Annotated in this window: 15 protein-coding genes; 9 read left to right on the top strand and 6 right to left on the bottom strand. The window is 62.3% G+C overall.

The window, feature by feature from the left end:
* The first annotated feature begins 76 nt into the window (after positions 1-76).
* Positions 77-1,453 carry a cystathionine beta-synthase gene (locus NR164_RS00865; protein ID WP_256822095.1) on the top strand — a complete coding sequence of 459 codons (1,377 nt, stop codon included), beginning with the start codon at positions 77-79 and terminating at the stop codon, positions 1,451-1,453.
* Positions 1,450-2,616: a cystathionine gamma-synthase gene (locus NR164_RS00860; protein ID WP_256822094.1), complete on the top strand. Its 1,167-nt coding sequence runs from the start codon at positions 1,450-1,452 to the stop codon at positions 2,614-2,616. The genes NR164_RS00865 and NR164_RS00860 overlap by 4 nt, the downstream gene beginning before the upstream one ends.
* A 232-nt stretch (positions 2,617-2,848) precedes the next feature.
* Here the strand turns inward: NR164_RS00860 and NR164_RS00855 are convergent, their stop codons facing one another.
* Complete coding sequence (locus tag NR164_RS00855) at positions 2,849-5,047, bottom strand: OsmC domain/YcaO domain-containing protein (RefSeq protein ID WP_126588531.1); 2,199 nt, start codon at positions 5,045-5,047, stop codon at positions 2,849-2,851.
* Positions 5,048-5,344: 297 nt separating this feature from the next.
* Between NR164_RS00855 and NR164_RS00850 the strand changes: the two genes are divergently transcribed.
* Positions 5,345-6,826 carry a PAS domain-containing methyl-accepting chemotaxis protein gene (locus NR164_RS00850; protein ID WP_371928128.1) on the top strand — a complete coding sequence of 494 codons (1,482 nt, stop codon included), beginning with the start codon at positions 5,345-5,347 and terminating at the stop codon, positions 6,824-6,826.
* Positions 6,827-6,900: 74 nt separating this feature from the next.
* Here NR164_RS00850 and nirD read toward each other — a convergent pair whose 3' ends face one another.
* The gene (nirD, locus tag NR164_RS00845) at positions 6,901-7,263 is read right to left on the bottom strand and encodes a nitrite reductase small subunit NirD (protein WP_017846422.1); all 363 of its coding nucleotides are present in this window, start codon (positions 7,261-7,263) and stop codon (positions 6,901-6,903) included.
* Positions 7,263-9,824 (bottom strand): nitrite reductase large subunit NirB, encoded by a 2,562-nt coding sequence (gene nirB / locus NR164_RS00840; protein ID WP_017846423.1) that lies wholly within the window; start codon positions 9,822-9,824, stop codon positions 7,263-7,265. The genes nirD and nirB overlap by 1 nt, the downstream gene beginning before the upstream one ends.
* Positions 9,825-10,341: 517 nt before the next feature.
* Between nirB and NR164_RS00835 the strand changes: the two genes are divergently transcribed.
* Positions 10,342-14,397 (top strand): bifunctional nitrate reductase/sulfite reductase flavoprotein subunit alpha, encoded by a 4,056-nt coding sequence (locus NR164_RS00835; RefSeq protein ID WP_256822093.1) that lies wholly within the window; start codon positions 10,342-10,344, stop codon positions 14,395-14,397.
* Between the two features lie 81 nt (positions 14,398-14,478).
* On the opposite strand, the gene NR164_RS00830 is transcribed toward NR164_RS00835, so the two are convergent.
* Both NR164_RS00830 and NR164_RS00825 read right to left on the bottom strand, forming a co-directional pair.
* Entirely contained in the window at positions 14,479-14,958 is a 480-nt protein-coding gene (locus NR164_RS00830; RefSeq protein ID WP_046383619.1) for an ATP-binding protein, read from the bottom strand.
* Positions 14,959-15,052: 94 nt separating this feature from the next.
* A complete protein-coding gene (locus tag NR164_RS00825) occupies positions 15,053-15,961 on the bottom strand; it encodes a LysR substrate-binding domain-containing protein (RefSeq protein ID WP_256822092.1) in 909 nt (302 codons plus the stop codon).
* Between the two features lie 177 nt (positions 15,962-16,138).
* On the opposite strand from NR164_RS00825, the gene NR164_RS00820 reads away from it, so the two are divergent.
* Together NR164_RS00820 and NR164_RS00815 are read left to right on the top strand one after the other, a co-directional pair.
* On the top strand, positions 16,139-16,975 hold the full coding sequence (locus tag NR164_RS00820; RefSeq protein WP_256822091.1) for an alpha/beta fold hydrolase: 837 nt from the start codon (positions 16,139-16,141) through the stop codon (positions 16,973-16,975).
* Between the two features lie 70 nt (positions 16,976-17,045).
* Complete coding sequence (locus NR164_RS00815; RefSeq protein WP_256822090.1) at positions 17,046-17,966, top strand: bifunctional helix-turn-helix transcriptional regulator/GNAT family N-acetyltransferase; 921 nt, start codon at positions 17,046-17,048, stop codon at positions 17,964-17,966.
* Between the two features lie 33 nt (positions 17,967-17,999).
* On the opposite strand, the gene NR164_RS00810 is transcribed toward NR164_RS00815, so the two are convergent.
* Positions 18,000-19,403 (bottom strand): MFS transporter, encoded by a 1,404-nt coding sequence (locus NR164_RS00810; protein ID WP_017846428.1) that lies wholly within the window; start codon positions 19,401-19,403, stop codon positions 18,000-18,002.
* A 352-nt stretch (positions 19,404-19,755) separates the two neighbouring features.
* Between NR164_RS00810 and NR164_RS00805 the strand changes: the two genes are divergently transcribed.
* The 3 genes from NR164_RS00805 to NR164_RS00795 form a co-directional block, all read left to right on the top strand.
* Positions 19,756-22,464, top strand: a complete 2,709-nt coding sequence (locus NR164_RS00805; protein WP_256822089.1) for a type VI secretion system Vgr family protein — start codon at positions 19,756-19,758, stop codon at positions 22,462-22,464.
* Entirely contained in the window at positions 22,461-24,362 is a 1,902-nt protein-coding gene (locus NR164_RS00800; protein WP_256822088.1) for a phosphatidylserine/phosphatidylglycerophosphate/cardiolipin synthase family protein, read from the top strand. The genes NR164_RS00805 and NR164_RS00800 overlap by 4 nt, the downstream gene beginning before the upstream one ends.
* Positions 24,359-25,336: sel1 repeat family protein (locus NR164_RS00795; RefSeq protein ID WP_256822280.1), on the top strand; the 978-nt coding region annotated here is incomplete at its 3' end. The genes NR164_RS00800 and NR164_RS00795, both read left to right, overlap by 4 nt.

The following is a 25,336-nucleotide window of genomic DNA, read 5'->3' as shown; positions in this document are numbered from 1 at the left end:
CCCGTGCAATAGCGGCCTATGTTCCAAGCCACGCTTTGCCGTTTGCTGTCCCCCCACCCTACACCCAGGTGACGACATGCCCACGCTTGCCCGCCCCGCCGTGCTTGAACTGATCGGCAACACTCCGCTGGTGCGGATCAGCCGCTTCGACACCGGCCCCTGCACGCTGTTTCTCAAACTCGAATCGCAAAACCCCGGCGGCTCGATCAAGGATCGCATCGGCCTGGCCATGATCGACGCCGCCGAGCGCGACGGCCGTCTGCGCATCGGCGGTACGATTGTCGAAGCCACCGCCGGCAACACCGGGCTGGGCCTGGCGCTGGTGGGCCGGGCGAAAGGCTACCGGGTGGTGCTGGTGGTGCCCGACAAGATGTCCACCGAAAAGGTGCTGCACCTCAAGGCCATGGGCGCCGAAGTGCATATCACCCGCTCCGATGTCGGCAAGGGCCACCCCGAGTACTATCAGGACGTGGCCGCGCGCCTGGCCAAGGACATCCCGGGCTCGTTCTTCGCCGACCAGTTCAATAACCCGGCCAACCCGCTCGCCCACGAAACCAGCACCGCGCCGGAGCTCTGGGCGCAGACCGAGCATGACCTCGACGCGATTGTGGTCGGCGTCGGTTCGGCCGGCACGCTCACCGGGCTGACGCGCTTCTTCAAGCGGGTGCAGCCGGCGCTGGAGATGGTGCTGGCCGACCCCGTCGGTTCGGTGATGGCCGAGTACAGCCGCAGCGGCACCCTGGTCACCCCGGGTTCCTGGGCGGTGGAAGGCATCGGCGAAGACTTCGTCCCCTCGATTGCCGACCTGTCCAGCGTGCGCCACGCCTATTCCATCAGCGATGAAGAGAGCTTCGACCACGCCCGCCAGTTGCTCAAGGCCGAAGGCATTCTCGGCGGCTCGTCCACCGGCACCCTGCTCGCCGCAGCCTTGCGCTACTGCCGCGCACAGACCGCGCCCAAGCGCGTGGTCAGCTTCGTCTGCGACACCGGCACGCGCTACCTGTCGAAGGTCTACAACGACCAATGGATGAGCGACGCGGGCTTGCTGCACTACAAGCACTACGGCGACCTGCGCGACCTGATCGCCCGGCGCTTTGAAGACGGCCGCGTGATCAGCGTCAGCCCCGACGACACCCTGCTCACGGCCTTCCAGCGCATGCGCCTGGCCGATGTCTCGCAATTGCCGGTGCTGGTGAATGGCCAGGCACTGGTGGGTGTGATCGACGAATCCGACATCCTGCTGGGCCTGCACCACGACGCCGCGGACTTTTCCATGATCGTCGCCAGCGCCATGACCGAAACCTTGCACACCCTCGACCCCAGCGCCAGCCTCGCCGAGTTGCAGGCGGAGCTGGATCGCGGCCTGGTCGCCATCATCGCCGACGCGTCGGGCTTCCATGGCCTGATCACCCGTGTCGACCTGCTCAATCACCTGCGGAGATCCCTTGCATGAGTCAGCCCGATAAAAGCGCGTTTGCCACCCGTGTGATCCACGCCGGGCAATCCCCCGACCCAACCACCGGCGCGCTGATGCCGCCGATCTACGCCAATTCCACCTACCGGCAAGACAGCCCCGGCGTACACAAGGGCTTCGACTATGGCCGCTCCCACAACCCCACGCGGTTCGCCCTGGAGCGCTGCGTGGCCGACCTGGAAGGCGGCCGCCAGGCGTTTGCCTTTGCCTCGGGGCTGGCGGCGATTTCCACCGTGCTGGAGTTGCTGGATGCCGGCAGCCATGTCGTCTCCGGCAACGACCTGTATGGCGGCACCTTCCGCCTGTTCGACAAGGTGCGCCAACGCAGCGCCGGGCATCGTTTCAGTTATGTCGACTTGAGCGATGTGCAAGCGTTTGAAGGCGCGTTGCAGGACGACACGCGCATGGTCTGGGTCGAGACGCCCAGCAACCCGCTGCTGAGCCTGACCGACCTCAGCGCCATCGCGTGCATCTGCCGCGCCCGGGGCATCCTCTGCGTGGCCGACAACACCTTCGCCAGCCCGTGGATTCAGCGCCCGCTGGAGCTGGGTTGCGACATCGTGGTGCATTCCACCACCAAATACCTCAATGGCCACTCCGACGTGATCGGCGGCATCGCAATTGTCGGCGATAACCCCGAACTGGCCGAGCGCCTGGGCTTCCTGCAGAACTCGGTCGGCGCCATCGCCGGGCCGTTCGACGCCTTCCTGACCCTGCGCGGCGTGAAAACCCTGGCCCTGCGCATGGAGCGCCATTGCAGCAATGCACTGGACCTGGCGAGCTGGCTCGAACACCAACCGCAGGTGGCGCGGGTTCACTACCCGGGCCTGGTCTCGCACCCCCAGCACGCCCTGGCACGTCGGCAGATGCGCGGGTTTGGCGGGATGATTTCGGTGGTATTGAACAGCGACCTGGCCGGCGCCAGGCGTTTCCTGGAACACGTCAAACTCTTCGCCCTGGCCGAAAGCCTCGGCGGCGTGGAAAGCCTGATCGAACACCCGGCGATCATGACCCATGCCAGCATCCCGGCAGCGACGCGGGCGCAATTGGGCATTGGCGATGGGTTGGTGCGGTTGTCGGTGGGGGTTGAAGATGTGGAGGACTTGCGCGCAGACCTCGCGCAAGCCTTGGCCTATATCTAATGTGGGAGGGGCGGTGCGACGATTCGACTTGCCCCCGATAGCGGTGGGCCAGTCTCCTGATTCAGTGACTGACAGATTGCTATCGGGGGCAAGCCCCCTCCCACACTGGATGCTGCGTCAGGCTGACGTGATGTTGGCCCGCGTGCCGTGCAGTTTTTGCAGACGCCTCGTAGTCTGCCAGTTCCATCTTAATGTGGGAGGGGGCTTGCCCCCTCCCACACTGGGTACCGCGTCAGGCCAGGGTGACGTTGGCCCGCGCGCTGTGCAGTTTTTTATAGCTCTCGATCAAGCGCAGATGCCGGTCCAGCCCTTCCAGCTTCATGCTGGTCGGCGTCAATCCATAAAAGCGCACACTGCCGTTGACCGAGCCGATCACCGCATCCATCCGCTCGTTACCGAACATCCGCCGGAAGTTGGCCTCGTAGTCCGCCAATTCCAGGTCTTCATCCAGTTCCATCTCCAGCACCGCGTTCACCGCCTGGTAGAACAGGCCGCGCTCGACGGTGTTGTCGTTGTACTGCAGGAACATTTCCACCGCTTCCTTCGCTTCCTCGTACTGTTGCAGGGCGAGGTAGATCAGCAGCTTCAATTCGAGGATGGTCAGTTGGCCCCAGGCGGTGTTGTCGTCGAACTCGATGCCGATCAAGGTGGTGATATCGGTGTAGTCGTCCAGTTCGCTTTCCACCAGGCGTTCGGCCAGGGCCTTGAGCTGCGCGTCATCCAGGCGATGCAGGTTGAGGATGTCGGCGCGGAAAAACAGCGCTTTGTTGGTGTTGTCCCAGATCAGGTCGTCCACCGGATAGATTTCCGAGTAGTCCGGCACCAGGATGCGGCAGGCGGTGGCACCGAGGTGCTCATACACCGCCATGTACGATTCCTTGCCCATGTTCTCGAGAATGCCGAACAGCGTCGCGGCTTCTTCGGCGTTGGAGTTTTCGCCCTGGCCGGAGAAGTCCCACTCGACAAATTCGTAATCCGAGCGGGCACTGAAGAAGCGCCACGAGACCACGCCGCTGGAGTCGATAAAGTGCTCGACGAAGTTGTTCGGCTCGGTCACCGCGTGACCTTCGAACGTCGGCTGCGGCAGATCGTTCAGGCCTTCGAAACTGCGGCCTTGGAGCAATTCAGTCAGGCTGCGTTCCAGCGCCACTTCCAGGCTCGGGTGCGCGCCGAACGAGGCAAACACACCGCCGGTACGCGGGTTCATCAAGGTCACGCACATCACCGGGAACTCGCCGCCCAGCGAGGCATCCTTGACCAGCACCGGGAAGCCCTGGGCTTCCAGCCCCTGGATCCCGGCCAGAATGCTCGGGTACTTGGCCAGCACGTCAGCCGGCACATCCGGCAGGGCGAATTCACCTTCGATGATTTCACGCTTGACCGCCCGCTCGAAGATCTCCGACAGGCACTGCACCTGGGCTTCGGCCAGGGTGTTGCCGGCGCTCATGCCGTTGCTCAGGTACAGGTTTTCGATCAGGTTGGACGGGAAATACACCACCTCGCCGTCCGACTGGCGCACAAACGGCAGTGCCACAATCCCGCGGTCTTCATTGCCCGAGTTGGTGTCGAACAGGTGCGAGCCACGCAACTCGCCGTCGCGGTTGTAGATGTTCAGGCAGTAGGCGTCGAGGATTTCCGCTGGCAGTTCATCCTTGCGCCCAGGCTGGAACCAGCGCTCGTCCGGGTAATGCACGAACGGCGCATTGGCCAGTTCTTCGCCCCAGAACTGATCGTTATAGAAGAAGTTGCAGTTGAGGCGCTCGATGAACTCGCCCAACGCCGAGGCCAAAGCGCTTTCCTTGGTCGCGCCCTTGCCGTTGGTGAAGCACATCGGCGAATGGGCATCGCGGATATGCAGCGACCACACGTTCGGCACGATATTGCGCCACGAGGCGATCTCGATCTTCATGCCCAGGCCGGCCAGGATGCCTGACATGTTGGCGATGGTCTGCTCCAGCGGCAGGTCCTTGCCCACGATGTAGGTGCCCGCCTCGGAAGTGGAATTGGGCATCAACAGGGCCTGGGCGTCGGCGTCGAGGTTTTCCACCTCTTCGATCACGAACTCAGGGCCGGCCTGTACCACTTTCTTCACCGTGCAACGGTCAATAGAGCGCAAGATGCCTTGGCGATCCTTGTCGGAGATATCTGCCGGCAACTCCACCTGGATCTTGAAAATCTGGTTGTAGCGGTTTTCCGGGTCGACAATGTTGTTCTGCGACAACCGGATATTGTCCGTGGGGATATTGCGTGTCTCGCAGTACAACTTCACGAAGTACGCCGCACACAATGCCGACGAAGCCAGGAAGTAATCGAATGGCCCCGGCGCCGACCCGTCGCCTTTATAGCGAATCGGTTGATCGGCGATCACCGTGAAGTCATCGAACTTGGCTTCAAGTCGAAGGTTGTCGAGAAAGTTAACCTTAATTTCCATACGGGATTACCAAAATAGCGAACTTCAAATTGGCCGCCATTATCCGGTATTTGCGTTTGAAGTCTTGTGCTTTCGCGTTTCGGCCGCCGACTGACAGGGCTGCATACCTGATTTCGACCGCTGCAATGTTGCTGTTTGAGATTGTCAGACAATCGGTCTTCAACTTATCTGAATACTTGCCGATGTCCTAAAGGCAATTCTGGGAGTAGTCGAATGCGCAATAACCAACCCGTGACACAGCGCGAGATTTCGCTCGCGCCTTCGCAGAAGCTCATCTCCGCAACCGATGTTAAAGGGATGATCACTTACTGCAACGATGCTTTTGTCGATATCAGCGGTTTTGAACGCGCCGAGCTGATCGGCGCCCCGCAGAATATCGTGCGCCATCCCGACGTCCCGTCAGCCGTTTTTTCCCATATGTGGTGCGCGCTCAAGCAAGGCCTGCCGTGGATGGGTATCGTCAAGAATCGCTCGAAAAACGGCGACCATTATTGGGTCAATGCTTACGTTACACCGATCTTCGAAGGCAGCCGCGTGGTGGGCTTCGAGTCGGTACGGGTCAAGCCGAGCGCCGATGAGATCCGACGTGCCCAGGCGCTTTACCGACGTTTGAGCCAGGACAAATCGGCGGTTTCGCGCCGGGACAGTTGGCTGTCGACGTTATTCGACAGCGTGCCCTACGTCGCCACCGGGCTTGCCGGCGCCGTGGGCGGGCTGTTCCTCAGTGCGCCGCTGGCCATGGCCGTGGCGGTAGCCGTTGCGGTACCCGTGAGCATGATCGGCGCGCAGGTGCGTCGGCGTGCAACGTTACGCTTGCTTTCGGGCGTCGAACCGTCGACCTCGGATGCGCTGATTGCGCAGATGTACAGCGATGAACACGGCCCCCAGGGCCGCCTGGAAACCGCGTTCCTCAGCCAGAACGCCCGGTTGAAGACCTGCCTCACCCGCCTGCAGGACAGTGCCGAGCAGCTCAACGCGCTGGCCGGGCAATCCAACCGACTGGCCACGGCCAGCTCGACCGGCCTTGACCGTCAACGCGTCGAAACCGAGCAGGTCTCGGCCGCCGTCAACCAGATGGCCGCAACCACCCAGGAAGTCGCCAGCCATGTGCAGCGCACCGCGGACGCCACCCAGCAAGCCAACGTGCTGACCGGGCGTGGCCGCGAGGTGGCCCGCGATACCCGCGAAGCCATCGAGCGCCTCTCCGCCGTGGTCGGCGAAACCGGTGTCACCGTGGCGCAGTTGGCCCGCGACAGCGACGAAATCGGCACTGTCGTCGACGTGATCAAAGGCATCGCCGACCAGACCAACCTGCTCGCCCTCAACGCCGCGATCGAGGCGGCGCGTGCCGGGGATATGGGACGCGGCTTTGCCGTAGTCGCCGACGAAGTCCGCCAATTGGCGCAACGCACGTCGCACTCCACCACCCAGATCCATGACTTGATCACCAAGCTCCAGGCGTCGTCCAGCAACGCTGTACAAAGCATGGAACACGGCCAGCGCCAGGCGCAGGAAGGAGTGGCCCGGGTACTTGAGGCCGACCAGGCGCTGGTCGGCATCAGCGAAGCGGTGTCCCACATCACCGAGATGACCACCCAGATCGCCGCCGCCACCGAAGAACAAAGCGCGGTGGCCGAAGAGATCAGCCGCAACATCACCACCATCGCCGAACTGGCCGACCAGACGTCGGTCCAGGCCCATCAATCCGCGGACCTGAGTAAGGAACTGACCCACACCGCGTCCACCCAATACGCACTGGTTGAACGTTTCAACCGCTGACGGCGGATAGGCACGCGCCCATTCTCCACATGCCGCAGGCAGCTGGAGGATGGGCGCCTTCGGCCGACCTCGCCTCAACTCACCCCCAACTCCACCACCCCCGCATTCAACCGCACCGGCCATACCCGCAAGCGCTGCTGCGGTGCCTCCAGGCATTGGCCGTCCGCCAGACGGTAATGCTGTTTGTAGATCGGCGCAGCCACCACCAGATCGCCCTTGATACTGCCGACCAGCCCGCGGCCGATCACGTTCGCGCCGGATTCCGGGTCATGGTTGTCGATGGCGTAGAGGGTCTGGTCCGGCGCGTCCGGCAGGTAGAACAGCGCGACTTGTGCGCCGTCGTACCACACCACCACGCCGGAATTGTTCACCAGGTCGCTTTCGCTGCACACGCTTTTCCAGGTGGCAAGGTTACGCAAAGTGTTGGACTGGCTCATCAGGCAAGCTCCTCGATGACGGGAATCAGGTTGAGTTCGGCGGCCATGATCGGCCGGCGCTGGCCGCGTTCGTGGACAAAATGGATGTCCGGATCCGGGCGTTTGTCGTTGACGAAGGTGCGGAAGCGTTTGAGTTTTTCCGGGTCTTTGAGGGCGTTGGCCCATTCGCATTCGTACCGGTCGACCACCAGTTGCATTTGCGCTTCGAGTTCGGCGCCCAGGCCCAGGCTGTCGTCGAGGATCACGTCCTTGAGGAAATCCAGGCCGCCTTCCAGGCTTTCACGCCACACCGAGGTGCGTTGCAATTTGTCGGCCGTGCGGATGTAGAACATCAGGAAGCGGTCGATGTAGCGGATCAGCGTGGCGTCATCCAGGTCGGTCGCGAACAGCTCGGCGTGGCGTGGGCGCATGCCGCCGTTACCGGCGATGTAGAGGTTCCAACCCTTCTCGGTGGCGATCACACCGACGTCTTTGCTTTGCGCTTCGGCGCATTCGCGGGTGCAGCCGGACACCGCGAACTTGAGCTTGTGCGGCGAACGCAGGCCCTTGTAGCGGTCCTCGATCAGCAGCGCCATTTTCACGCTGTCCTGCACACCGTAGCGGCACCAGGTGCTGCCGACGCACGACTTCACCGTGCGCGTGGATTTGCCGTAGGCGTGCCCGGTTTCAAACCCGGCGTCGATCAGCTCGGCCCAGATGTCCGGCAACTCATGCAGTTGCGCGCCAAACAGGTCGATACGCTGGCCGCCGGTGATCTTGGTGTAGAGCTGGTATTTCTGCGCGACCACACCGATGGCGATGAGTTTTTCTGCGGTGATTTCGCCGCCCGGAATACGCGGCACCACCGAATAGGTGCCGTTCTTCTGCATATTGGCCATGAACGTGTCGTTGGTGTCCTGCAACGGCACCAGCGAGGCGTCCATGATCGGTTGGTTCCAGCACGACGCCAGGATCGAGCCCACCGCCGGTTTGCATACATCGCAACCGGTGTGGCCACGGCCGTGCTTGGCCAGCAACTCTTCGAAGGTGATCACCCCTTCCACGCGTACCAGGGCATACAACTCCTGGCGGGTGTAGGCGAAGTGTTCGCACAAGCTCTTGTCGACGCTGACGCCACGGGCGACCAGTTCATGCTCGAACACCTGCTTGAGCAAACCGGCGCAGCCGCCGCAACCGGTGCAGGCCTTGGTCTGCGCCTTGAGCAGGCCGAGGTCGGCGCAACCGCTGTCGATGGCCGCGCAAATCGAACCTTTGGTGACGTTATGGCAGGAACAGACGGTGGCCGACTCCGGCAACGCGCCAGGGCCGAGGCTCGGTGCGCCGGCGGACGACGGCAAGATCAGGCCGGCCGGTTCGGATGGCAATGCAATGCCGTTCTGCATGTACTGCAGCAAGGTGTCGTAGTAGCTGTTGTCGCCGACCAGCACCGCGCCGATCACCTGCTTGCCGCTGGCGTCCACCACCAGGCGCCGGTAGCTGGCGCTGGCCTCGTCGATGAACTGGTAGCTGCGCGCACCGGGGGTGTGTGCATGGGCGTCGCCGATGGACCCCACGTCCACCCCCAGCAGTTTGAGTTTGGTCGACATGTCCGCGCCGACAAAGGGCTCGGCGGTCTGCCCGCACAACAGGGCGGCCACCCCTCGGGCCATCTGGTAACCCGGCGCGACCAGGCCGAACAGGCTGCCGTTCCACGACGCACACTCGCCGATCGCGTAGATGTCCGGGTCGCTGCTCAGGCATTCATCGTTGATCACCACCCCGCCGCGCGGGCCGATCTCCAGGCCGGCCTGGCGGGCCAGTGCGTCCTGGGCGCGGATGCCGGCGGAGAACACGATAAGATCAGTTTCCAGAAATTCGTCATTGGCAAAGTTCATGCGATAGCGGTACTGCTCGCCCGCGCTGATCGATTGAGTGGCTCGGGACAAATGCACGCCCACGCCCAGGCGCTCGATCTGCGCCTTGAGCGCCAGCCCGCCGAAGTCATCCAGTTGCACCGGCATCAAGCGCGGCGCGAACTCCACCACATGGGCTTCAAGGCCCAGGCTTTTCAGGGCGTTGGCGGCTTCCAGGCCGAGCAGGCCACCGCCGACCACCACGCCACGCCGCGCATTCGCGGCGGCGCCACGGATGGCATCGAGGTCTTCAAGGGTGCGGTAGACCAGCCGCGAATCGCCTTGCGCGCCGTCGATCGGCGGCACAAACGGATAAGAGCCGGTCGCCAGGACCAATTTGTCATACGCCACGCTGCCTGTAGCGGTGATCACCTCACGGCGGGCGCGGTCGATTTCCAGTACCGGCGCCCCCAGGTGCAGGGTCACACCCGGCGTCTGGTACAGCGAAGCGTGCGACAACGCCAGCGACTCGGCATCACGGCCAGTGAAGTATTCGGACAAATGCACGCGGTCATAGGCACGCATCGGCTCTTCGCTGAACACATGCAGGCGATAGTGCTCCAGGGCGCCGCGCTCGATCAGTTGCGCCACACAATGATGGCCGACCATGCCATTGCCGACGACGATCAGGGTTTTCAGCTGTTTCAGACTGGCGAGAGTGGAATTCATATCAAGCACCCGACAAAGCTCATCACGGTTTAAAAAGCAAAAAAAAACGCCTGAAACCTTGCGGTTCCAGGCGCCTTTGCCTGTTCTGATGCGGGGTCGATCCGGACGTCTTCGCCGGTTCTACCGCTGGTGCCCATGACCTGTATGGCCTGTCGATCGTCGTTGACCGAGGTGGGTTGTACAGTGTGCTTGCAGGCTCTGTGCCAACCAGCCGCCATGCCCGTCGCAAAGGCTGCAAACGGTGCTCAACCCTGCCAGACACCGCTGGTTGTGCCTCCAACTGGTGCGCTCCGGCGTCATAAAAGTGCATTTCTGCGCGTGACGGGCCCGCGCTGGGGGCAACCAGGCCCGTCACAGCGGCTTGTGAAAAACCTGGCGCGTGACTTGCTAGGAATACGCATACCAAGCAGTCAACGCAGACTGCCACTCACGACAAAGGCGCCGTGTAATCCCCGTTTCCAACGGAGGGTTGCAGGGCGTTTTTTTATGGGCGGCAGAAATGATCCGAGGGTTACCGATGGCAAACCAAAGTGTACGCAGCGTGTGTCCTTATTGTGGCGTGGGCTGCGGCATCGTCATGCAGGTCGAGCACAACCGCGTGGTCAAGGTGATCGGCGACAAGGCCCACCCCACCAACGCCGGCCGGCTCTGCACCAAAGGCACCACCTGCGGGCAAGCCATCGCCGAGTCCGGCCGCATGGAAAACGCCTACCTGCGCCAGGCGCGGGAGCATGACCCGGTGCGGATCGGCATGGACAAGGCCATCAGCGAAACCGCCGGCCGCTTGCGCGCCATCCTCGACCGCGATGGCCCGGACGCCCTGGCGTTCTACGTGTCCGGGCAGATGTCGCTGGAAGCCCAGTACCTGATCAACAAATTGGCCAAGGGCTTTGTGCGGACCGCGCATATCGAATCCAACTCACGCCTGTGCATGGCCAGCGCCGGCAGCGGCTACAAACTCTCCCTCGGTGCCGACGGGCCGCCCGGCTCGTATGAAGACTTCGACCGCGCCGACCTGTTCTTCGTGATCGGCGCCAACATGGCCGACTGTCACCCGATCCTGTTCCTGCGCATGATGGACCGGGTCAAGGCCGGCGCCAGACTGATCGTGGTCGACCCGCGGCGCAGCGCCACGGCCGACAAGGCCAACCTGTTCCTGCCGATCAAACCGGGCACCGACCTCGCGCTGCTCAACGGTTTGCTGCACCTGCTGGTGAAAAACGGGCACACCGACCCGGCCTTTATCGCCTCGTTCACCGAAGGCTGGGAGGCCATGCCCGGCTTTCTGGAAGACTACCCGCCGCAGCGGGTCGCCGAACTGACCGGCCTGGCCGAAGCCGACATCCGCCAAGCCGCCGACTGGATCGGCCAGGCCGCCGAGTGGATGAGCTGCTGGACCATGGGCCTCAACCAAAGCACCCACGGCACCTGGAACACCAACGCGCTGTGCAACCTGCACCTGGCCACCGGCGCGATCTGCCGCCCCGGCAGCGGGCCGTTCTCCCTGACCGGGCAACCCAACGCCATGGGCGGTCGTGAAATGGGCTACATGGGCCCCGGCCTGCCTGGGCAGCGCTCGGTGCTGGTCGACGCCGACCGCGCATTTATCGAAGCACTGTGGAACCTGCCCGCCGACAGCCTGCCGCGCCAGGCCGGCAGTGGCACCGTGGGCATGTTCGAACAAATGGCGGCCGGGCAGATCAAAGCCTGCTGGATCATCTGCACCAATCCGGTGGCCAGCGCGCCCAATCGCCAGACCGTGATCGAAGCGCTGCAAAGCGCCGAACTGGTGATCACCCAGGATGCGTTCCTCGATACCGAGACCAATCGCTACGCCGACATCCTCTTGCCCGGCGCGCTGTGGGCCGAAGCCGAAGGGGTGATGATCAACTCTGAGCGCAACCTGACCCTGATGCAAAAAGCCGTGGAGCCACCCGGCGAGTCGCTGGCCGACTGGCAGATCATCGCCAGGGTCGCGTGCGAAATGGGCTTCGCCGACGCCTTCACGTATGCGTCCGCCGCCGAGGTGTTCGACGAGATCAAGCGCGCCTGGAACCCCGCCACCGGCTACGACATTCGCGGCGCCAGCTATGCGCGCCTGCGCGAACGACCGCTGCAATGGCCGTGCGCGTCGATTGAGGCCGCAGAGCGCAACCCGATCCGCTACTTGAACAACGGCATCAACCAGCCCCTCAAGACCGACGCCGACGGCCGCCAGCCGACGATCGTTTTCGCCACCGAACACGGCAAAGCCCGGTTTTTCCCACGCCCGCACCTGTCCCCGGCGGAAATGCCCGATGAAGCGTTCCCGTTCGTGCTCAACACCGGCCGCCTGCAACACCAGTGGCACACCCTGACCAAGACCGGCAAGGTCGCCACGCTGAACAAACTCAACCCCGGCCCTTTCGTGGAAATCCACCCCGACGACGCCGCCAGCCTGGGCATCAAGCACAAAGACCCGGTCGAGGTGCGCTCACGACGCGGCCGCGCCGTGCTGCCCGCGGTGATCAGTGACCGTGTGCGGGCGGGCAACTGTTTTGCGCCGTTTCACTGGAACGATGTGTTCGGCGACAACCTGGCGATCAACGCCGTGACCCATGACGCGGTCGACCCGATTTCGTTGCAGCCCGAGTTCAAGTTCTGTGCGGTCGCCCTGCAACGGGTCGAACTGATCGAGCACCAGTTCCTCGATGTATCGGCACCGGCCGCCCACCCCGTTTCCCCCTTAACAGAGGAACTCGCCATGTCGCGCCTCGACGCCTTCGCCGACCTGGTCGGCATCCGCAACCTGCCGTCGCCGTCATTGAGCGACAATGAGCGCACCTACCTCGCCGGTTTTCTCAGTGGCCTGCAATCCAGTGCTGCGCGCCAGGCCAGCGGTGTTCCGACGCTGCCGGCGAATGCGCCCGTGGCCAGGGACGCGCGGCTGTGGCTGGACGGCCTGTTGGGCGGTTTGTTCAGCCGCACCGAGGCCAGCGCCGTGGCACCGGCGCCCGCTGCCGACATCCCGGCCGTCACCTTGCTGTGGGCCTCGCAAACCGGCAACGCCGAAGCCTTGGCCGAGCGCTTTGCCCAACGCCTGCGCGCCGGCGGCATCGCGGTGGAGCTGAGCGCAATGGCGGACTTCCCCGCGAGCAAACTGGCGCACACGCAGAACCTCGCGCTGATCAGCAGCACCTTCGGCGACGGCGACCCGCCGGACAACGGCGAAGGTTTCTGGCACAGCCTGACCCTGGCCGAAACCCGCCTGGAGTCGCTGCGCTTCGCGGTACTGGCGTTGGGCGATCCCAACTACGACCAGTTCTGCCAGCACGGCAAACAACTCGACCGGCGCCTGCTCGAATTGGGCGCCACGCGCTTGCTGGAGCGCGTCGACTGCGATACCGAGTTCGAAGAGCGCGCCGATGCCTGGTTCACGCAGTTCCTACACACCCTCAACCCGGCAACGCCCGTCGCGCTCGCCACGCCGAGCGGCAAACCCAAGCCTCATGCGTCACGGTTGCTGCTCAACCTGCACCTGAACCAGCAAAGCCCGCACAAGGAAACCCGCCAGTTCTCCCTGGACCTGGCGGACTCCGCGCTGACCTACGAAGCCGGCGACGCCCTGGGAGTGATGCCACGCAACTGCCCGGAACTGGTCAGCGAGTTGCTCGAGCTGACGCGCCTGGGTTCCAGCACCTGCGTAAACATCGACAGACTCGGCGACGTGCCGCTGCACCAGGCCCTGACCGAGCACTTTGAAATTGCCCGGCCCAACAGCGAGACCCTGGCCTTCATTGCCGCACGCAGCGCCAAGCCAGGCCTGAAACACCTGCTCGAACCTGAGCGCAAAGCCGAACTGAAAGATTGGCTGTGGGGCCGGCAACTGGCGGACGTGCTGCACGAATACCCCGTCGACTGCTCGGCGGACGAACTGCTCGGCACGCTCAAGCGCCTGCAACCGCGCTTGTATTCGATCGCGTCCAGCGCCAAGGCGTACCCGCGTGAAGTCCACCTCACCGTGGCGGCCGTGCGCTACGGCAAGCGCAAGGGGGTGTCGTCCACCTTCCTCGCCGACCGTGCCGGCAACGGCGAAGTGCCGGTGTTCGTGCAGCCCTCCAAGCACTTCCGGCTTCCCGCCGACGGTGATGTGCCGATCATCATGATCGGCCCCGGCACCGGCGTGGCGCCCTTCCGCGCGTTTTTGCAGGAACGTCGGGCCCTGGGGCATCAGGGCCGCAACTGGCTGTTTTTCGGTGAGCAACATGCGGCGAGCGATTTTTACTACCAGGATGAACTGCAGGGCATGCAGCGCGACGGTTTGCTCAGCCACCTGAGCCTGGCGTTTTCCCGCGACCAGGCGCAGAAGATCTACGTGCAGGATCGCATCCGCGAACACGGCGCCGAGCTGTGGCGCTGGCTGCAGGAAGGTGCGCAGTTGTATATCTGTGGGGATGCCAGCCACATGGCCAAGGATGTCGACCAGGCCCTGCGCCAGGTTGCCCATCGCCACGGCGGGCTGGGCGTCGAGAGCGCCGTCGATTACTGGCGGCGGATGAGTGAGCAGAAGCGTTACTTGCGCGATGTCTACTGAGCCGTGACAGAACGGTCACGCCGCGTCAGTGTCGGCGTGACCGATGACATCAGCGCTGAAATCCCGCTGGCCATTCCATGCTCATGGGCGATGGACCTCAATGACCAAGCCCTCGTCCTCACTCGGCACACAGAAGTGGCGGGTGATCAGTTCGAACTCGGCATCGGTCGCGGCAAAGTCATGCTCACCCTGGGCATTGCGAGCATGCAGGCGGCTGCGGCAGGTGTCGTCATCCAGCTCCAGATAGTGCAGGCGATGTTCCACCTGTGCGGCCTGGGCCAGGCCACGCAACCACTCGCGACTGGCCAGGGTGTTCGCCGGGAAGTCCAGCACCACGTTGACGCCCGACTGCAGCAGATCGATCACCAGCGGCCCCAGGACCCCGCGAATGCGTTGGGCGCAGCGCACGTAATCGGCCACCGCGAGTATTTCACCGGGATAGAGTTGTGCCAGCCACAGGTCTTCGCTGAGCAAGATGGCGGCGTGTTCACTGACGAGCGCCTTGGCAAGCGTCGACTTGCCCGAGGCGATCTTGCCGCACAGCAGGTGCAGGGTGGGCATAAGGAAAGGCTCCGTTTTCGCTGTCGAAGGATGTTTGAAATACGCGTAGAACGCTTACATTGCCACATGGTTGGCGCAAGCGGTTTCGCTCCCGTCAGCCCTCGCTCTGCAACTGTGCCTCAAGCCAGGCCAACAGCGCCATCACCTCGGGGCGGTTGCCGCCGCCCTGCTGTCGGTAGACCGAGAGCGCCTGCGGTAAATGCACGCTCTCGACGCACGGCCTTACCAGCGCCCCGCTTTCAATCAGCCGGCTCGCGGTGCGCCGCCAGCCCATGGCGATCCCATGCCCTTCGACAGCGGCCTGGAGCATCAGCGGGTAGCTGTCGAACGTGGCGCTGCGCGCGTCGCTGGCCAGCGTCTGGCCGAACACCTGCAACCAGCTGTCCCACTCCATCAAATGGGGCGGCTCGGAGCTGTGGTGCAAAAACGTACAGGGCTGCAGCTCGCTGAGGTGCAGCGGTCGTTCCGCACTCAGGTAGGCCGGGCTGCACACCGGGAACACCTCGTCGGCGGCAGAGAACATCAACGCATGCGGCCCGCTGGCGCGCCGCGTGCTTTGCAGGGCCACATCGAAGTGGTCATTGAATTCGGCGAGTGGCCGGGTGGACGTCACCACTTGGATTTCGATGGCCGGGTATTGCTGGTGGAAGGTCGACAGGCGCGGCATCAGCCAGTAAAACGCTTCGCATAACTGACAGAGCAGGACCACACGGTTGCGCTGGGGCGTCGCACGCAGAGCAGTGGCCTTCTCGCTGATGCTGAGCAGTGCCTGGCTGACCACCTGCGCCAGTTCACGCCCCTCTTGCGTGAGAAACACCGCGCGATTGCGCCGGCAGAACAGCTTCACCCCGACGTTGTCCTCAAGCCCGCGGATCTGCCGACTGACGGCGGCCTGGGTGATGTGCAGCTCATCGGCGGCCCTGGAGAAACTCTCCAGGCGCGCCGCCGCCTCGAAGGGCAACAAGCTGGCGAGCGGCGGTAAGGTCTTGCCGAACATATTCATAATCTGAAGTTATGCGTTCAGGGCCGAGAACTCGTTTGTAGCACAGCATCGGGGTTATGCACCATGCAGGCACGGCCTCATGGATAAGCCTGATGACCGCTGCGCACTCCTCAACATTCGCCGGTGTCAGGCGGCGTGTTCATAACCGTTCGCATCATCCTCACAGGAGATTCATCGATGACCATCGCGCGTGACGCCATTGCATTACCCGACACCTTTGATTTCCACGGCCAGGCCGTGCGCTGGGGGCACATCGGCACGGCGGGACCGGCGCTGGTGATGGTTCACGGCACGCCCTTCTCGTCCCAGGTCTGGCGGCGTATTGCGCCGTTGTTCGCGCAACGGTGTCGCGTGTTCTATTACGACCTGCTCGGCTACGGCCAGTCGGAAAAAGCCTCCGGCCAGGACGTCTCCCTCGGCATGCAAAACACCCTGCTCACGGCGCTGCTCGAGCATTGGCAACTGGACCGCCCGCACATGCTCGCCCACGACTTCGGCGGTGCCACGGCGCTGCGCGCCCATCTGCTGGATGGCTGCAACTACGCCAGCCTGACCTTGGTCGATCCCGTCGCGATGGCGCCCTGGGGCTCCCCGTTGATCCAGCACGTGCGCCTGCACGAATCGGCGTTCAGCGAAGCACCGGCATATATCCACGAGGCAATTGTGCGCGCCTACATCCAAGGTGCCGCCTTCAAGCCACTGCCGGCCGAGGTACTGCAAACCTATGTCGCACCGTGGACCGGCGAAACAGGCCAGATGGCCTTTTATCGACAGATCGCACAGATGGATCAACGCTACACCGACGCGATCGAACAGCGACTCGCCGAGATCCGCTGCCCGGTGACGCTGCTGTGGGGCGAGGAAGATCAGTGGCTCGCCGTGGCGCAAGGCGATGCACTCGCGAGCCGGCTGGCGGAGCCGACCTGCATTCGCGTCCCGCACGCGGGGCATCTGGTGCAGGAAGACGCACCGGAAGCCATCGTCGCCGCGCTGATGAAGGTGCTGTTCGGCTGAATTAAACATATTGACATAATTGCCTAAGGCAACAATATAATTGCCCAAGGCAACTATTAGAGCGCGCATCATGTCCACTCCCCTGCTTGTGCAGCGCGCCGGTATCGTGCGCGGCTTCAACCGTTTCTATACGCACCAGATCGGCGTGCTGCAGGAACACCTGCTGCAAAGCGACTTCTCCCTCACCGAAATCCGGGTGATGTACGAACTGTCCTCGCGTGGCGACCTGACCAGCGCCGACTTGTGTCAGATGCTCAGTCTCGACGCGGGTTACTTGAGCCGGTTGATCAGCGGGCTAGAGAAGAAGGGCTTGATCCAGAAAGTCCGCTCGATCATCGATGCGCGCGCGGTGCAACTGCACCTCAGCGACCTCGGCCGGTCAGTCCTGGCTCCGCTGGAAGAGAAAACCCAGCAAGAAGTCATGGCCTTATTGAGTGCCTTGCCCGAGCCGCAACAACAGCAATTGACCGCAGCCATGCAGCGCATTCAGACGTTGCTGCAAGGCAGCGCGCCGAGCTACGTATTGCGTGACCCACAACCCGGCGATATGGGCCTGGTGGTGCAGCAGCAATCGGCACTGTATGCACGAGAATACCAATGGAATTGGGAGTTCGAAGCGTTGGTGGCGGAGATTGTCGCCAAGTACCTGCGCGAGTTCGACCCGACCCGTGAGCGCTGCTGGATCGCGGAGAAAGACGGCGCGGTGGTGGGCTCAGTGTTCGTCGTGCGCCATGACGACAGCACCGCTAAGTTGCGCATGCTCTACGTCGACGCGAGTGCGCGGGGCCTGGGCATCGGCCAGCGTCTGGTGGACGAATGCCTGCGCTTTGCCCGACATGCCGGGTACACGCGCATGATGCTGTGGACCATGAGCGCCCTCACCGACGCACGCAGGCTCTACCAGAAAGCCGGTTTTGAGCTGGTTGAAGAAGAGCCCACCCTCAGTTTCGGCAAGCCATTGGTCAGCCAGACCTGGGCGCGTGCGTTGTGATGCGGGGCTGGCACGACTCAAGCCCCGCCCGGTTTACAGGTCGGTGATTTCCTTGTGGCGCGGCACGAGCGTCTTCATCACGCTCCAGGCCACCAGGTACGCCAGCGCACAGATCGCGAACATGATCATGTAGCCGGTGTGGATATCGCCGATGGACTTGTAATAATCGAACACCCAGCCGCCGACCTTGGTCATCACCACCCCGCCCAGGCCACCGGCCATGCCGCCGATACCGACCACCGAGGCCACGGTTTTCTGCGGGAACATGTCGGACACGGTAGTGAAGATATTGCACGACCACGCCTGGTGCGCCGACGCTCCCACGCCGATCAGCAACACCGGCACCCAGAAGCTGATGTAGCCCAACGGTTGCGCCAGCAGCACCACCAGCGGAAACAGCGCGATGACCAACATGGCTTTCATGCGGCCGTCGTAGGGCGCATCACCACGCGCCATGAAGTAGCTGGGGAACCAGCCGCCGCCGATGCTGCCGACCATGGTCATGCTGTACAGCACCGCCAGCGGCATGACGATATCGGCGCCTTTCATGCCGTACTGCGCCGACAGGTAAGTCGGCAGCCAGAACAGGAAAAACCACCACACGCCGTCAGTCATGAACTTGCCGAAGGCAAAGGCCCAGGTCTGGCGATAGGTCAGCAGCTTGAACCATGAGACTTTTTGCGACGCCGCGCCTGCAGCCTGCGCGGTGAACGGCTGGACCGTCTGATCGCTGCGGATGTAGGCCAGCTCCTCGGCCGACAGGCGTTTTTGCTGATCGGGCTTTTCATACAGCGCGGCCCACACCGCGACCCAGATGAAGCCGAGCATGCCGATGATCATGAACGCCGCTTCCCAGCCCCACACCCCGGCGATCAGCGGCACACAGATCGGCGCCAGGATCGCGCCGACGTTGGCGCCCGAGTTGAAAATGCCGGTGGCCAGCGAGCGTTCTTTCTTGGGGAAGTACTCGGCGGTGGCCTTGATCGCAATCGGGAAGTTGCCCGCCTCGCCGATCGCCAGTACCGCACGGGACAGCATAAAGCCCGCGATCGACACCGGAATCACCGCCAGGCCAATCGCGCCGCTCACGGCCGCGATCCCCTCGCCCATCGGCACCGCGAACGCATGCATGATGGCGCCGGTGGACCAGATGCCGATTGCCACGACATAGGCCGCCTTGGTGCCGATCTTGTCGACGAACCGCCCGGCGAACAGCATGGAAATCGCATAGACAAACTGGAACACCGCCGCAATGTTCGCGTAATCGGTGTTGCTCCAGCCAAATTGCGTGGACAACTGTGGCGCCAACAGGCTGAGCACCTGGCGGTCGAGGTAGTTGACGGTGGTGGCGAAGAACAGCATCGCGCAGATGGTCCAGCGATAGTTGCCTACCGCTTGGCCCACGCGATGGGCGTTGATGGGCTCGTTCAAGTTCATGGCATCACTTTTTATTTTTGTTAGATAAGACATATGTAACGTCATATGTCGTCGTACAACTGAGACTTTTATAGCGGGCGCCCTCTGCGCTGTCAATCTGAAAGATTGCCGTTTATCTGGGTATTCTGCGGATACAGCGCTGACCATGAAAACCATGGTTGTAGGATGACACGCCAAATCGCCAAGTTCGGCGCCTCACTGAGGACATCGTCGAGCACGCCGCATTCCCTGTGTGAGAGGGAGCGCAAAAACACGTTCAGGAAGTGGCTGTCTCGTAAAGGCGAATCTTCCGACATTAATCACCGAGACCAAATCTTTACTCTTCGGGCTTTCGCGCCTAGGAGTAAAAGGAATGGCTTCCAGCGTATTACCGAGCGTTTTCTTCGACCATCGTCGGCACACGCTCACTGTCCGCGATGTTGACGAGCCGCTCGACGTCCTGGCCTTCGAGGGCACAGAAGGCCTGAGCCAACCGTTCAACTATGCTGTGGAATTCACCAGCACCGACGGCGACATTGCCGCTGAAAAGATGCTCGGCCAAAACGCCTGCTTCAGTCTGTACGGGGCGCCGCAGCCTCCGCCCTTTCGCGGCCTGAGCGTGCCCTCGAGCGAACCGCTGCGCGTCTTGCACGGCGTGGTTACCGGCTTCAAACGCCTGTCCGGCTCCGTTGATGAAGCCCGCTACGAAATCACTCTGCAACCGCGCCTGGCCCTGCTTGGGCGAGGCCGCCAGTTCCGCATTTATCAACACCAATCTGTCCCGCAGATCGTCGAAAGCATCCTGCGCAGCCGCCACGACTTTGAAGGCCAGGACTTCCTCTTCAAGCTGGTGCGCGAATACCCCAGGCGCGAGCAGGTCATGCAATATGGCGAAAGCGACCTGGCCTTTATCTCGCGCTTATTGGCCGATGTGGGCATCTGGTATCGCTTCACCCACGATGAGCGGTTGAACATCGACGTGGTGGAATTTCACGACGACCAGCGTCATTACACGTTCGATGTCGAGCTGGCCTACCGCCCGCAATCCGGGCTCAGCAGCGGCGGAAAAGACAGCACGTGGGGCCTGCAATCGAGCCACCACGTGGTGGAAAAACGCGTCAACATCCGCACCTACCATCACCGCGTGGCCAACGCTCACCTGAATGGCGAGATCGACCAAACGCGTGGCGCCAGCGGTACCTACGGCGAGGCTTATCACTACGCCGAAGCGTACACGGGGATGGGCGACCGATACGCCCATGACGAAGACCTGCAAAGCGAAAGTGGCTACTTCTATGCTCGCCTGCGTCACGAGCGTTACCTCAACGGCCAGACCCGACTCAGCGGCGTCAGCAGTAGCGCCGCCCTGGCGCCCGGCCAGGTCCTGAACATCTCCGGCGGCGCGCCGCTGGCCTTTGCTCCCGGCGCGGTGATCACGCAACTGACCACCCACGCCGCCCGCGATCGCAGTTTTGAAATCAACTTTGAAGCCATTCCCTACTCGGAAACCGTGTGCTTTCGCCCAGCACTGCCGCCAAAACCTCGGATCGCCGGCACCGTCCCGGCCCGCGTCACCAGCCCGCAGGAGCACGACCCCTACGGCCACATCGACATCGAAGGCCGCTACAAGGTCAATTTCCTGTTCGACCGCGACACCTGGAAACCCGGCGAAGAAAGCCTCTGGCTCCGCCTGGCCAGGCCCTACGCCGGCGACACCCACGGCTTGCACCTGCCGTTGATCCCCGGCACCGAAGTGGCGATCGCCTTTGAACAAGGCGACCCCGACCGGCCCTACATCGCCCATGCCCTGCACGACAGCCAGCATCCTGACCATGTGACCTTGCGCAACTACAAACGCAACGTCTTGCGCACCCCCGCCAATAACAAATTGCGCATGGACGACACGCGGGGGCAAGAACACGTGAAGCTCAGTACTGAGCACAGTGGTAAGAGCCAGCTCAACCTGGGGCATTTGGTTGATGCCAAGCGCCAACCGCGAGGCCAGGGCGCGGAATTGCGGACCGATGGGCATGCCGCCATTCGTGCCGGCAGTGGGATCTTGATCAGTGCAGACGCACAACCCAAGGCTCAGGGACACATGCTGGAAATGAGCACCGCGCTGGGCCGGTTGCAACAGGCGAGTGACCAGTTGGAAGGATTATCGACCGATGCCCAGGCCGCCAACGCAGGTCCAGCGGATGTGCAAGCGCAACTGAGATTGATGCGAGACCAGCTCGATCAACTCAAGGCCTCGGTCGTATTGCTCAGCGCCCCCCAAGGCGTTGCCGTAACCAGCGGCCAACACCTGCAATTGGCCGCTCAGGACAACCTGATGATCAACGCCGGAGCCGAGGCGGATATCAGTGTGGTCAAGCGCCTGTTCATCGGCGTGGGACAAGGGGTAAGCCTGTTCGTGCGCAAGCTGGGCATCCAATTGATCGCCAACCAGGGCCCGGTAAAGATCCAGGCACAAAACGACGCGCTGCAACTGATGGCCCGCCATGGTTTGGAGATCATCAGCAGCGAAGATGAAATCCGTATCGTCGCGAAGCAGAAAATCACCCTCAATGCCGGCGGCAGCTACATCACCCTCGATGCGAGCAGCATCGAGTCAGGGACCCTGGGCGACTACCTGATCAAATCGGCGTACTTCGAAGCCCTCGGTCCAGCCAGCCAGAAAGCCGCAGATCCGGAGTACCCACAAAGCCTGTTCAAACAAGCGTTGCGGTTCAACGTGCCGCAAACCCCCAATGCCCCTGATCAAGGCTGGGCAGGCATGCCCTACACGCTCTACGCCGATGGTGCAGTGCTCAATCACGGCGTATTGGACAAGTCCGGGCAAGTGTCGATCGACCACGCGGTCGTGACGCAGCAGTACCGAATGGTGTTGGCCAACGGGGTGAGCTACCAGATCCCGGTGCCTACTGACTATCGCAATGCCGAACAAGCACACCTGGCCAATGGCGGCATGCACAACCACCTCTCGCGAGCCGACACCGAGGTGAGCCAACCCACATCGCACACGGATCACCGTGCCCTGTATGCCGCCGTGATCAATGACCAGGAAGGGAAAACTTCATGACTGAACCCGATATCGTCGCCCCCGTCGCCCTGCAACACACACAGCAGGTGACCTGCTCCGCGCCCTGGTACGTGCCGAACACCGAGTACCCTCCTGCGAAAGCCACCTATAAGCCGCTGATCAACGGTGAAGAAGCCTTCGAGGCCGTGCATCTGGCTATCGCCCAAGCCACTAAAACCATCGACATCATCTGCTGGGGGTTTCAACCGTCGATGTACTTTATCCGCGATGGCAGTGCCCCAAGCATTGGCGAACTGCTGATGACCAAAGCCGGGAAAGGGATCGAGGTTCGGGTGCTCGGTTGGGAGATGCCGTTCAATGCTGCGGGCGCAGGGGGCGAGGCCAACCTTCCCGGTAAAGGACCGCTTCGTATCAAGGATCGGGCGATGCAGAGCTCCACCGCTGACCAATATACCGAAGATCGGAAATGGTTTTCCCGATGTGCATTCGCCGATCACTTAGCGCCCGCGATCCGAGTGGCTCGTAATGTGCCGGTGTTTGTCGGCCGCGGTTTCAGCATGTATGAACGGGCTGAAATTGCCTATCAGGCCAAATACAAAAGCCTCGACCCACAGCTCAGCCTCAGCACGTTGGGCGTGCTGGCCAGCACTGCGACCCACCATCAGAAGACCGTCCTGATCGACTATGAACAGACAGACCGCGCCGTTGGTTTTGTCATGGGCCACAACATGCTCGACGAGTACTGGGACACCGACAAGCACTCAGCACTGAACCGCACCGAGGGCAGCAAGCCTGCACCCAATCGCGGGCCGCGTGGCAACACACCACGCCAGGATATTTCCAGCCAGATCAGCGGGCCGATTCTGGAGCACCTGCACCATAACTTCGCCACCGCCTGGCGCAAGGAAACCGGTGAAGACCTGCTCGCATCGCGCAAAGCGATGGCGGTGGCCCCCCAACTGCAATGCGCCCCCGGCGTCACCCGCCAACTGGCCCAAATCGTGCGTACCCAGGCACAAGACGGCAAGCGCGATATCGAAAAGATCTACCTGAAGGCGGTCAACAACGCGACCCAATTCATCTACATCGAGAACCAGTACTTTCGCTGGCCGCCATTGGCCGAGGCGATCAAAGCGGCGGCCGAAGTCCAAACCGGCGCTGGGCGTGATCCGGGCCTGCATGGAAATTTACACCTGTTTGTAATCACCAATGCCAGCCCAGACGGCGTGGGGCCGGGGAGCTTGAACACCCAGCGCATGCTCGAAAGCCTCGGACGCGGCGATACCATTCCTGAAATCACCAAGTTGCAGCGCATTGAACAGGCCAAAGCCCAAGCCAACGCGCAGACGCCGACCTTGGCTGAACTGCTTGAGCGACAAGCCTTGCTCACGTTGACCAGCCTGACCGACGCACTGGGGGGTGGCGAGATAAGCGATAAGGCCCGTGAAGCCCAACGGGACGCCGCCAGAAACAATGCGTCTCGACAGACAGCTCTCAAAGCCCAGATCGCGGCGATTGAGCAAAGCACGCTTGAACCAGAGTCGCGCCCAGGCCTGAAAATCCACGTGTGTTCACTGGTCGCGCCTGATTCGCCGGCGGGGCAGCAGTGGATGCCGGTGTACATCCATTCCAAGCTGATGATCGTCAATGACGTGTTCACCACCCACGGCTCGGCGAATATCAACACGCGCAGCATGCAGGTGGATAGCGAGCTGAACATTGCGCATGAGTGGATGAGTGTGACGCGGGCGTTGCGGCGACGGTTGTGGGATCTGCATACGAATAGCAAGGGGGCGCAGGATGATCCGGCATTGGCGTTCATTGCATGGGATGAGGTCATTAAGGAAAACAAGGGACTTCAAGAACTCATGCGCGCGCCTTGTGCTCCCCTCGTCGGTTTTTTTTACGACGAAAAGACACTGAAGGACCTCGACTGATGCGTCGGATCCTTCTATCAAGCTTACTGCTGGCCGCCTGTAATAACGGCGATGCCCTTACTGACCTGAACCAGGACCTTCCCATGAACCCGATCGCCGAGGCTAAGGAAAAACTGACCTTTACCTGCGTACACGAGACTATTCCCCAACCGTCGGCCGGAGCCGACGTTCTATTCCAGTACGCCCGCTGGTTGCAAAAAAATAACCAGCTCAAGCAGGACGAGACCGTTGATGCCGAGATTGAACGACTGTATCGAATTGCCGCTGAGAACGGTCACTACAAGGCCAATATCAACTTGCAGAACGGTACCATGCGTGGAAAGTTCAAGCTCAGAGGGGATGAGCATCTGCGCCTGAGCCAGCAACTGATCGACGCGAATGTGGCGACGGGGTACTACTTTATCGGCCTCTTTCTGAAAAGCGGTTCGGCTGGGCTAAAACAGGACCCGGAAATGGCTCTGCGCTACTTCCGCAAGGCTTCTGATCAGGGGAGTGCCCTGGCCCAAGCCTTTGTAGGCGACAAGCTGGCACCCATTAATATCGCCCCTGACATTGCTCGACAAATGCGGCGCTGTGCCGCTGAGCAGGGGCACGGTGATGCAGCTGGCGCCCTCGGCATCAACCTAAAAAATATGGGGCTCTTCCAGCAGGCACTCGAAGTGTTACAGATGGGGGTGGCTGCCGGCGACGAAAGTTCGGCCTCTCGTTTGGGCAAAGGCTTTCGTGGCCCTCAGCCTGATGACCAGTTGTACTACATTGGTCAACAGGAAGACCTTGAGCGCGCCGAGCGCTATGAAAAAATCTGGCGAATTCTCGCAAACTACTCCTATGCTGCCCCCAAAGTCCCCGAAATCAACGACATCCTCCCCCTACCCCCCGCCAAACTCCCCGCCTGGGACGGCAAACTGCAATGGCTGGAAGCACGCCTGGCCAACGTCCCACCAGAAAAGCCCAGCGAAGCACTGATCCAGCAG

This window comes from Pseudomonas sp. Pse79 (assembly GCF_024519615.1).
GTDB classification, from domain to species: domain Bacteria; phylum Pseudomonadota; class Gammaproteobacteria; order Pseudomonadales; family Pseudomonadaceae; genus Aquipseudomonas; species Aquipseudomonas veronii.
Note: the sequence above shows the minus strand (reverse complement) of the source record. Positions and strands in the feature narration are given on the sequence as shown.

Bases quoted from the DNA above. Each gene is read 5' to 3' on its own strand.
- NR164_RS00865 (WP_256822095.1), top strand. From the start codon at position 77: ATGCCCACGCTTGCCCGCCCCGCCGTGCTTGAACTGATCGGCAACACT.
- NR164_RS00860 (WP_256822094.1), top strand. From the start codon at position 1,450: ATGAGTCAGCCCGATAAAAGCGCGTTTGCCACCCGTGTGATCCACGCC.
- NR164_RS00855 (WP_126588531.1), bottom strand. From the start codon at position 5,047: ATGGAAATTAAGGTTAACTTTCTCGACAACCTTCGACTTGAAGCCAAG.
- NR164_RS00850 (WP_371928128.1), top strand. From the start codon at position 5,345: ATGATCACTTACTGCAACGATGCTTTTGTCGATATCAGCGGTTTTGAA.
- nirD (WP_017846422.1), bottom strand. From the start codon at position 7,263: ATGAGCCAGTCCAACACTTTGCGTAACCTTGCCACCTGGAAAAGCGTG.
- nirB (WP_017846423.1), bottom strand. From the start codon at position 9,824: ATGAATTCCACTCTCGCCAGTCTGAAACAGCTGAAAACCCTGATCGTC.
- NR164_RS00835 (WP_256822093.1), top strand. From the start codon at position 10,342: ATGGCAAACCAAAGTGTACGCAGCGTGTGTCCTTATTGTGGCGTGGGC.
- NR164_RS00830 (WP_046383619.1), bottom strand. From the start codon at position 14,958: ATGCCCACCCTGCACCTGCTGTGCGGCAAGATCGCCTCGGGCAAGTCG.
- NR164_RS00825 (WP_256822092.1), bottom strand. From the start codon at position 15,961: ATGAATATGTTCGGCAAGACCTTACCGCCGCTCGCCAGCTTGTTGCCC.
- NR164_RS00820 (WP_256822091.1), top strand. From the start codon at position 16,139: ATGACCATCGCGCGTGACGCCATTGCATTACCCGACACCTTTGATTTC.
- NR164_RS00815 (WP_256822090.1), top strand. From the start codon at position 17,046: ATGTCCACTCCCCTGCTTGTGCAGCGCGCCGGTATCGTGCGCGGCTTC.
- NR164_RS00810 (WP_017846428.1), bottom strand. From the start codon at position 19,403: ATGAACTTGAACGAGCCCATCAACGCCCATCGCGTGGGCCAAGCGGTA.
- NR164_RS00805 (WP_256822089.1), top strand. From the start codon at position 19,756: ATGGCTTCCAGCGTATTACCGAGCGTTTTCTTCGACCATCGTCGGCAC.
- NR164_RS00800 (WP_256822088.1), top strand. From the start codon at position 22,461: ATGACTGAACCCGATATCGTCGCCCCCGTCGCCCTGCAACACACACAG.